This window comes from Streptomyces sp. NPDC059785 (assembly GCF_042732375.1).
GTDB lineage: Bacteria > Actinomycetota > Actinomycetes > Streptomycetales > Streptomycetaceae > Streptomyces.
Genome location: NZ_JBHWHV010000121.1, coordinates 1 through 9,200 on the forward strand (window position 1 = coordinate 1; position 9,200 = coordinate 9,200).

General features: G+C 73.3%; 7 protein-coding genes and 2 pseudogenes. 6 read left to right on the forward strand and 3 right to left on the reverse strand.

The genetic code is table 11. The annotated features are described in order from the left end of the window. Positions 1-68 precede the first annotated feature (68 nt). Complete coding sequence (locus ACFV6E_RS42510) at positions 69-719, reverse strand: RNA-binding S4 domain-containing protein (protein WP_385166618.1); 651 nt, start codon at positions 717-719, stop codon at positions 69-71. Positions 720-783: 64 nt separating this feature from the next. Between ACFV6E_RS42510 and ACFV6E_RS42515 the strand changes: the two genes are divergently transcribed. Both ACFV6E_RS42515 and pip read left to right on the forward strand, forming a co-directional pair. Further along, positions 784-1,518 carry a uracil-DNA glycosylase gene (locus tag ACFV6E_RS42515; RefSeq protein ID WP_385166620.1) on the forward strand — a complete coding sequence of 245 codons (735 nt, stop codon included), beginning with the start codon at positions 784-786 and terminating at the stop codon, positions 1,516-1,518. A 76-nt stretch (positions 1,519-1,594) separates the two neighbouring features. Then, on the forward strand, positions 1,595-2,578 hold the full coding sequence (gene pip, locus ACFV6E_RS42520; protein WP_385166622.1) for a prolyl aminopeptidase: 984 nt from the start codon (positions 1,595-1,597) through the stop codon (positions 2,576-2,578). A 118-nt stretch (positions 2,579-2,696) separates the two neighbouring features. Here the strand turns inward: pip and ACFV6E_RS42525 are convergent, their stop codons facing one another. Next, positions 2,697-3,413 (reverse strand): GntR family transcriptional regulator, encoded by a 717-nt coding sequence (locus ACFV6E_RS42525; protein WP_385166624.1) that lies wholly within the window; start codon positions 3,411-3,413, stop codon positions 2,697-2,699. A 157-nt stretch (positions 3,414-3,570) separates the two neighbouring features. Between ACFV6E_RS42525 and ACFV6E_RS42530 the strand changes: the two genes are divergently transcribed. The 3 genes and pseudogenes from ACFV6E_RS42530 to ACFV6E_RS42540 form a co-directional block, all read left to right on the forward strand. Further along, a complete protein-coding gene (locus tag ACFV6E_RS42530; protein ID WP_385166626.1) occupies positions 3,571-5,106 on the forward strand; it encodes an NCS1 family nucleobase:cation symporter-1 in 1,536 nt (511 codons plus the stop codon). A gap of 5 nt (positions 5,107-5,111) precedes the next feature. Beyond that, positions 5,112-5,828: pseudogene (locus ACFV6E_RS42535) on the forward strand (aspartate/glutamate racemase family protein); the annotation flags it as partial. A 629-nt stretch (positions 5,829-6,457) separates the two neighbouring features. Beyond that, positions 6,458-7,111 (forward strand): annotated as a pseudogene (locus ACFV6E_RS42540) (glycoside hydrolase family 6 protein); the annotation flags it as partial. Positions 7,112-7,365: 254 nt separating this feature from the next. Here the strand turns inward: ACFV6E_RS42540 and ACFV6E_RS42545 are convergent. After that, positions 7,366-7,995, reverse strand: a complete 630-nt coding sequence (locus ACFV6E_RS42545) for a LysE/ArgO family amino acid transporter (protein ID WP_385166628.1) — start codon at positions 7,993-7,995, stop codon at positions 7,366-7,368. 67 nt (positions 7,996-8,062) lie between these two features. Between ACFV6E_RS42545 and ACFV6E_RS42550 the strand changes: the two genes are divergently transcribed. Further along, the gene (locus ACFV6E_RS42550; RefSeq protein WP_385469123.1) at positions 8,063-9,061 is read left to right on the forward strand and encodes a LysR family transcriptional regulator ArgP; all 999 of its coding nucleotides are present in this window, start codon (positions 8,063-8,065) and stop codon (positions 9,059-9,061) included. The last annotated feature ends 139 nt before the right edge of the window (positions 9,062-9,200 follow it).

A 9,200-nucleotide genomic window follows, 5' to 3' on the forward strand; every position in this document is an offset into this window, starting at 1 on the left:
GGGCTCCCCGGTCCGGCCGGGGAGCCCTCACTCACGTGCCGGGCAGCGCCGACGGCCGGTGCGCCGGGCTAACGGCCGGTGCGCGGGCGGTCGGGGGCGGGGGAGGGCGGGGTCTTCGAGGCGGCGGCGAGATGGCCGGCGAAGCCGCGCAGGCGGTCCGTCTCGCGGCGGTCGCGTTTGGTCGGGCGGCCCGCGCCGCGGTCCCGGACACCGGCCGGTGCGACGGCCTCGCGCGGCGGGGGCGGCGGGCTGTTGTCCACGTAGCACTCGACGGCGACGGGGGCGCCGACCCGCTTGCGGATCACGCGCTTCACCACGACGACCCGCTCGCGGCCCGCGTGGCGCAGCCGGATCTCGTCGCCGACGCGTACCGCGTAGGCGGGCTTGACGCGTTCGCCGTTCACCCGGACGTGGCCGCCGCGGCAGGCGGTGGCACCCAGGGAGCGGGTCTTGACCAGGCGCACGGACCAGATCCAGCTGTCGACCCGCACGCTCTCGCCGCCGGCCGGTCCCGCGGCCCGCGCCGCGGCCACCGCGTCGCCGGAGCCAGAACCGGAGCCAGAACCGGAGCCAGAACCGGAGCCAGAACCGGAGCCAGAACCGGAGTCGGGGCGGGAGTCGGAACCGGAGTGGGGGCCGGAGCTGGAGCCGGAACCGGAGTCCGTCGTACTGGCGGCATCGTTCCGCTCGTCCTCGTCGTCCGCATGCTCAGAAGCCATGCCCCGACCATAACTCCACCACAGTGGCGTGGTCGGCGGATTTACCGCCGCTTACGGTGGAGGGATGGACAGCAGCCTGGCCGAACTCGACGCGCGGATCACCGGGTGCCGTGCCTGTCCGCGGCTGGTCGAGTGGCGCGAGGAGGTGGCCCGTACCAAGCGGGCCGCGTTCGCCGGAGAGACGTACTGGGGGCGGCCCGTGCCCGGGTTCGGGCCGCCGGACGCGTCGCTGCTGATCCTGGGCCTGGCCCCGGCCGCGCACGGGGCGAACCGGACGGGGCGGATGTTCACGGGCGACCGCTCCGGGGACGTGCTCTACGCGGCGCTGCACGAGGTGGGCCTCGCCTCCCGGGGAACCGCGGTGAGCGCCGACGACGGGCTCACGCTGTACGGGGTGCGGATCACGTCCCCCGTGCACTGCGCGCCGCCCGCCAACAAGCCGACCCCCGGCGAGCGGGACACCTGCCGGTCCTGGCTGGTGAGCGAGCTGACCCTGCTGCGGCCCACCCTGCGGGCGGTCGTCGTCCTCGGCGCCTTCGGCTGGCAGTCGGCGCTGCCCGCCCTCGCCGCCGCGGGCTGGACGGTGCCCCGACCGCGGCCCGCCTTCGGGCACGGCGCCCGCGTCACCCTCGACTCCCCGGGCTCCGGTCGCGCGGTCGACCTCTTCGGCTGCTTCCACGTCAGCCAGCGCAACACCTTCACCGGGCGGCTGACCCCCGCGATGCTGCGGGACGTGCTGCGCAGAGCCGCGGCGGCGGCCGGACTGAAGACGGTGCCGGAGACCGGGGACGAGGGCTAGAGCAGGGCGAGGGCGAGGACTGGGGCGAGGGTGAGGAAGAGGACTGGGGCCAGGGCCAGGGGTCTAGGGTTGCGCGATGGGCCTGTATCCGGAGATCGAACCGTACGACCACGGCATGCTCGACGTCGGCGACGGCAACCGCGTGTACTGGGAGGTCTGCGGCAACCCGCACGGCAAGCCCGCCGTCATGCTGCACGGCGGTCCCGGTTCCGGGTGCACGCCCGGCTGGCGGCGCTACTGCGACCCCGCCAGGTACCGGATCGTCCTGTTCGACCAGCGCGGCTGCGGACGCTCGACCCCGCACGCGAGCGAGTACGGCACCGACATGAGCGTCAATACGACGGCCCACGTCATCCGCGACCTGGAGCTGCTGCGGAACCACCTGGGCGTCGCACGGTGGCTGGTCCTGGGTGCCTCCTGGGGCGCGGCGCTGGGACTGCGGTACGCGCAGACGCATCCGGACACGGTCTCCGAGCTGGTGCTGACCGGGGTGGCCACGGGCTCCGACGCCGAGGTCGCGCTGATGACCAGAGGTCTGGGGCGGATCTTTCCCGACGCCTTCGAGCGGTTCCTCGGCGTACTGCCACGGGGCGACCGGGACGGGAACCTCGCCGCCGCGTACAACCGGCTCCTGGAGTCGCCCGACCCCGGGACCCGGGCGCGGGCGGCGCTGGCCTGGACCGACTGGGAGACGGCGGTGATCCCGGCGCCGCCGCGCTCGGTGCCGCGCTACGAGGACCCGGTGTTCCGGATGGGCTTCGCGCGGACCGTCACCCACTACTGGGGCAACGGCCACTTCCTGGGAGGGGGACAGGGCAGGGGCGCCGGTGCCGACGAGGGTGTCGTGCTGCGGGACGCGCACCTGCTCAAGGGGATTCCGGGCACGCTCGTACAGGGCAGCCTCGACTTCGGCAATCTGCTCGGCATCGTCTGGCGCCTGCACCGGGCCTGGCCCGGCAGCGAGCTGACCGTCGTCGACGACGTGGGGCACGACGCGTTCGCGGCGGACGCGACGGACGCGATGGTCGCGGCGACGGACCGGTACGCGGCGGGGCGGTAGGCGACGGACCGGTATGCGGCGGGGCGGTAGGCGACGGACCGGTATGCGGCGGGGCGGTAGGCGACGGACCGGTATGCGGCGGGGCGGTAGGCGGCCGACCGGTAGCTCTGCCGCGCGTTCAGGGACCGTCGTCGTCCGCGCCCGTCCTGTCGTCGCCGAAGAGGTGCCGCACCGTCGAGCGGTAGTTGGCCCGGACGTGCGCCAGGGCGTGGGCGCGGGCCCGCCCGGGGTCGCCCGAGGCGATCGACTCGTACAGCTCGCGGTGCTCGGTCAGGAGCAGGGGCCATTCCTCGTTCTGCCGGGTGAGCCAGCGCAGCCGGCCGTCGACCGGTTCCATGACGGAGATCAGCAGGCCGTTGCCCGCCATGGCCAGGATCCGGTCGTGGAAGCGGGTGTTGATGTCCGTGATGGTCTCCGCGTCACCGGCGTGCGTCGCGGTGGCCGCGCGGTCGAGCAGGGCCGACAGTTCGGCCAGCGCCTCGGGGGTCGCGCGGGCCGCGGCGAGTCCGGCGGCGTAGACCTCCAGGGCCTCGCGCAGCTCGAACAGTTCCCGGACGTCGGCCGGGGTCAGCCGGCGCACCACTGCGCGGCGCGGGGTCTCGAAGTGGACGAAACCCTCGGCGACCAGCGCGCGGATCGCCTCGCGCACCGGTACCCGTGAGACGCCGAAGCGTTCGGCGAGCTCCCGCTCGACCAGCCGGTCGCCGGGGCGCAGCCGGCCCGCGATGACCTCCTGCCGCAGCGCCGCGAGGACGCGCTCGCGGACCGCACCCAGGCCGGCCTGCCCCGCGGGGCCCGCCGGCTCCACGGGTTCGATCGGTTCGATCTTCGCCATGGGGCTATCTTCGCCGACCCGGTGGGGCTTTTACGGAGCCGTAACGGCGCCGACATCGGTCGAGACGGTTGACGGCGGGACCATGACGGCGCTTTGGTATACCAAAGCCGCCCGCACGCGAAAGGCCGTCCTCCGTCCCCTCGCCAGTGGAGGTCCCGTGTCCCTCGCCGACCGTGCCGAAGCCCCCGGCACAGCAGCCTTCACCCCCGACCCCCGGCTCACCAACGAAGACCTGGCGCCCGCCGAGAAGCGCAACTGGAAGGTCTTCGACCTCTTCGCCATGTGGATGTCCGACGTCCACAACCTCGGCAACTACACGTTCGCCGCGGGCCTCCTGGTCCTCGGCATGAACGTCTGGCAGATCTTCACCGCCCTGCTCGCCGGCTTCGTGCTGATCTACGGCGGCATGAACCTGATGGGCCGGATCGGCCAGCGCCACGGCGTCCCGTTCCCCGTCGTCAGCCGCATCGGCTTCGGCGTCTGGGGCGCCAACATCCCCGCGCTGATCAGGGCCGTCATCGCCGTCATGTGGTACGGCATCCAGACCTACCTGGCGTCCGTCGCGGTCAACGTCATGCTGCTCGCGGCCTGGCCGGGGCTGGAGTCCTGGACCCACCACTCCTTCCTCGGCCTCGACGCGCTCGGCTGGATGTCGTTCCTCGCCCTGTGGCTGATCCAGGCGCTGATCATCAGTCGCGGCATGGAGTCGGTGCGCAGGTTCCAGGACTTCTGCGGTCCCGCGATCTGGTTCGTGATGATCGCGCTCGCCGTCTGGGTACTCGCCAAGGCGGGCTGGACCATCTCGCTCACCGCCACGCCGCATCCGGTGTCCACCGGCGAGCAGTGGCGCCAGTGGTTCGGCGCGATCGGCCTGATCCTCGCCACGTACGGCACGCTGATGCTCAACTTCTGCGACTTCTCGCGCTTCGCGCCCGACTACCGCACGGTCAGGCGCGGCAACTTCTGGGGCCTGCCCATCAACTCCACCGCGTTCGTCATCGTCTCGGTGATCGTCACCGCGGGCTCCATCGAGGTGTTCGGCGAGGCGATCACGGACCCGGCGCTGCTGGTGGCGAAGGTCGGCAACACCTGGGTGCTGGTGCTCGGCGCGCTGACGTTCGCCGTCGCCACCATGGGCGTCAACATCGTCGCCAACTTCGTCTCACCGGCGTACGACCTGGCCAACGTCTGGCCGCAGAAGATCACCTTCAAGATCGGCGGCATGATCAGCACGGTGGCGGCGTTGGTGGTCACGCCCTGGAACCTCTTCTCCAACCCGACCGTCGTCAACTACTTCCTCGGCGGCCTCGGCGCCTTCCTCGGGCCGCTGTTCGGCGTGATCATGGTCGACTACTACTGGGTCAAGCGCGGCCGGGTGGACGTCGACCAGCTCTTCGACGCGACACCGGGATCGCGCTACTACTACCGCCGGGGCGTCAACCCCAGGGCCCTGTGGGCGTTCCTGCCCGCGGCGGCGGTGGCGGCCGTGCTCGCGCTGGTGACGGCCTTCAGCGACGTGGCCCCGTACTCGTGGTTCATCGGTACGGCACTGGCGGCCGGGCTGTACGCGGCGCTGTGCCGCCGGGAGCGGTCCGGTGCTCCGGACGGAAGCAGCGCCTCTGACGAGTTCGGCGCCCCGGCCGGATCCGGTGCCCCGGCCGGACCCGGTGCCGTCACTTCGACGGAGGTCTGAGCCGGGTGCGGATTCTCGTCACCAACTGCAACACCACGCGGGAGATGACCGAGGAGATCGTCCTAGGTGCCCGGGCCGCCGCGGGTCCGGGCACCACCGTGACCGGTCTGACCCCCGTCTGGGGCCCGGAGTCCGCCGAGGGGTGGCTCGACAGCTACCTCTCCGCGGCGGCCGTCCTCGACGCCCTGCGCACCTACGAGGGCGCGTACGACGCCGTGGTCATGGCCGGGTTCGGCGAACACGGCCGGGAAGGCGCCCGCGAACTCGTGGACGTACCGGTCGTCGACATCACGGAGGCCGCGGCCCACCTCGCCTGCCTGATCGGCCGCCGCTACGGCGTCGTCACCACACTGGAGCGCTCCGTCGGCCAGATCGAGGACAGCCTGTGCACCGCGGGCGTCGGCCGGAACTGCGCCGCGGTCGTCGGCACCGGACTCGGCGTCCTCGGCCTCCGCGACGGCCGGCGCACCGAGGCCGCCTTCCTGGCCGCCGCCGCGCGCGCCCGGGACGCGGGGGCCGAGGTCATCGTGCTGGGCTGCGCCGGGATGACCGGCATGGCCGGGCTGCGTCGGGTGGTGGGGGAGCGGCTGGGGCTGCCGGTCGTCGACGGCGTCGCGGCGGCCGTCGGGCTCGCCGAGTCGCTGGTCACCATGGGTCTGACCACGAGCCGGACGGGCAGCTGGGCGAAGCCGCTGCCCAAGCGGCGGGGGTGGGGGCCCGCCTCCGCCGGGGGGAGTGAAGTCCGTACCGCGGATGGTGGAGCCCCTGCCGGGGGCGGTGGAGTCTCGGGGGGAGGCGGTGGAGGCGGCGGAGTTCCGGGCGATGGCGGCGGAGTTCGGGGCGGAGGCGGCGGAGTTCCGGGCGATGGTGGTGGAGTTTCGGGTGGTGGTGCAGTGCGGGGCGGAGGTGGTGGACTTACGGGAGGAGGTGGTGGACTTACGGGAGGAGGCGGTCAAGTACCGGGCGGAGGCGGTCAAGTCGCGGGCGACGGCCAGCCGTCGGAGTGATTGTGCGGCGACCCGGGCGCAGGCGGCCCGGCAATTGGCCGCCGTCGCAGCAGACTTCGGAGAGCCGGCGGAGCCGGACGAGTCGCCGCCCGAAGCCCTCGGCGGCGGGAACGGAGCCGGCCGTGCCCAGACCGTCGCTGTCATCCATCCCCTCGCTGTCGTCTCCGCGGTCGCTCAGGGCCCTGCTCGCCGTTTCCCTCACGGCACTGTGCCTGACGGGGTTGTGCTGGGCCGGGGTCCCGGCGCCCGGCCCGGCCGACCCCTTCTGGGTCGACCCGGCTTCCCGAGCGGCCCGGCAGGCCGCCGGGTACCGGGCCCTCGGCAGGACCACCGACGCCGCCCTCATGGACCGCATCGCGCGGCACGCGCAGGCCGAGTGGGTCAGCGGCTCGGGCCCCGGGCCGTTCGTCCGGGAGCGGACGGCCGCCGCCGCCCGGCAGGGCCGCATCCCCGTACTCGTCGCCTACTACATCCCGCACCGGGACTGCGGCGCCTACTCGGGCGGCGGTGCCCCGAGCGCGGACGCCTACCGTGCCTGGGCCGACGAGTTCGCCGCCGCGGTCGGCGACCGGCCCGCGTACGTGATCGTCGAACCCGACGCCGTAGCCCAGGAGGTCGCCGGGTGCTCACGGGTCGAGGCGGGCGAGCGGTACGCGCTGCTCGCGTACGCCGTCGAGCGCCTCGCGGCCCTGCCCCGCGCCCGGGTCTACCTCGACGCGGGCAACCCGGCCTGGATCCCCGAGGCGTGGCGGCTCGTCGACGCGCTCAAGGCCTCCGGGATCGCCCGCGCCGACGGCGTCGCGCTCAACGTCTCCAACTTCCAGACGAACGAGACCACCACCGCGTACGGGAAGTGGCTGGCGAAGGACCTCGGCGGCACGCATTTCGTCATCGACACCAGCCGGAACGGCGCGGGGCCGTACAGCGGAGAGGACTCCTGGTGCAACCCGCCGGGCAGGGCGCTCGGCACTCCGCCGACCGTCGACACGGGTGATCCGCTGATCGACGCGTATCTGTGGATCAAGCGGCCCGGTGAGTCGGACGGGACGTGCCGGGGCGGTCCCGAGGCGGGTGAATGGTGGCCGGAATACGCCCTGGAACTGGCCCGCAACGCGAACGGGCCGCAACCGGTGCTGTCTGCGTCACCGACAACACCGGCGACGCAGACAGCGCCGGCAGCACCGGCGACGCAGGCAACACCGGTGGGACCGGCAACCCCGGGGTCCCCGGTGACACCAGCGGCACCGGTCTCTCAGACGGTGCGGGCCAGCAGCATGCAGCCCGTGGCGAGCATGGTCGCCGCGACCAGGGCGTCCAGCACCCGCCAGGCGGACGGGCGGGACAGTACGCGGCTGAGCAGCCGGGCGCCGTAACCGAGGCCGGTGAACCAGGCCAGGCTGGCGAGCATCGCGCCCAGCCCGAAGACCCAGCGCAGGGAGCCGCGTTCGGCGGCGACCGAGCCGAGCAGCAGCACGGTGTCCAGGTAGACGTGCGGGTTCAGCCAGGTCATGGCGAGGCAGGTGATTACGGCGGTACGGGCCGAGCCCGCCAGGGCGCCCTTCGTCGTCAGCCCCTGCCCGGCGGTGGCGGGCCGCAGCGCGCGGCGGGCGGCCATGGCGCCGTAACAGAGCAGGAAGGCGCCGCCCGCCAGGCCGACGGCGGTCAGGGCGGCGGGCCACGCGGTGACCACGGCGCCGAGCCCGGCGACGCCGAGGGCGATGAGGACCGCGTCGGACGCGGCGCAGATGCCGACGACCGCGAGGACGGCCTGCCTGCGTGCCCCCTGACGGAGGACGAAGGCGTTCTGCGCGCCGATGGCGACGATGAGGGAGAGGCCCGTACCGAATCCGGCGACGGCCGCCGTGAGAAACCCGCTGTGCATGACATCCGACGGTAGGGAACGGCCGAGCTTCAAGGAAGCTAAACTTTCTTACGTATCATTAGCCGCCGTGAAGTCTGACGTGAAGTCCGATCTGCCTTACGACCTGGTGCGCACGCTGCTCACCGTCGTGGACGAGGGCACCTTCGACGCCGCCGCGGCGGCCCTGCATGTGACGCCTTCCGCGGTCAGCCAGCGGGTCAAGGCCCTTGAGCAGCGCACCGGGCGGGTGCTGCTGATGCGTACGAAGCCGGTGCGGGCGACGGAGTCGGGGCAGGTGGTGGTGCGGTTCGCGCGCAGGCTGGCCGAACTGGAGCGGGACGCGCGCACGGAGCTGGGCCTGACCGCCGGGGCGGGACCGGCCCGGCTGCCCATCGCGGTGAACGCCGACTCCCTGGCCACCTGGTTCCTGCCGGCCCTGACCCGGGTGCCGCAGGACCCGCCGGTCTGCTTCGAACTGCACCGCGAGGACGAGGCGCACACCGCGACCCTGCTGCGCGAAGGGCAGGTGATGGCGGCGGTGACGTCGTCGGCGGAGGTGGTGGCGGGCTGTACGGCGGTCCCGCTCGGGCGGGTCCGGTACCTGCCGGTGGCGAGCCCGGGGTTCACGGCGCGCCATCTGTCCGGCGGGCCGCTGGAGCGACGGCTCCCCGACGCGCCGGTGATCCTCTTCGACCGGCGGGACGAGATCCAGGACCGGTTCGTCCGCTCCCTCGGGCCCGGCGGGGCGGGTGGACCGGGCAGCTCCGGTGAATCGGGCAGCTCCGGTGAATCGGGCAGCTCCGGTGGGTCGGGTGCGGGCCCGCTGCGGCACTACGTGCCCACGTCGGAGGGGTTCTGCGACGCGGTGGCCGCGGGGCTCGGCTGGGGTCTGCTGCCGGAGTCGCAGGCGGAACCGTTGCTGCGTTCGGGGGCCCTCACGGAGCTGGCGGCCGGGCGGTGGGTGGACGTGCCCCTGTACTGGCAGCAGTGGAAAATGGACGTGCCGGCTCTCGCGCTGGTGGCGCAGACTGTCGCGGTGGCCGCCGCGGAGGCTCTGCACCCGCCCGGCCCGCCGACCGCGCCATGAGCCCTTCGTGCCGGAAGCCGGAAGCCGGAAGCCGACATCCGCCCGGGGGGGTGCTTCTATCTGTTCGGTCAAGGTCTGTGGGCATGGTCAGGCGGTTTGTTCGTGCCGGGGCTGGTAGGGGGTGCCGTCGCGGAGCATG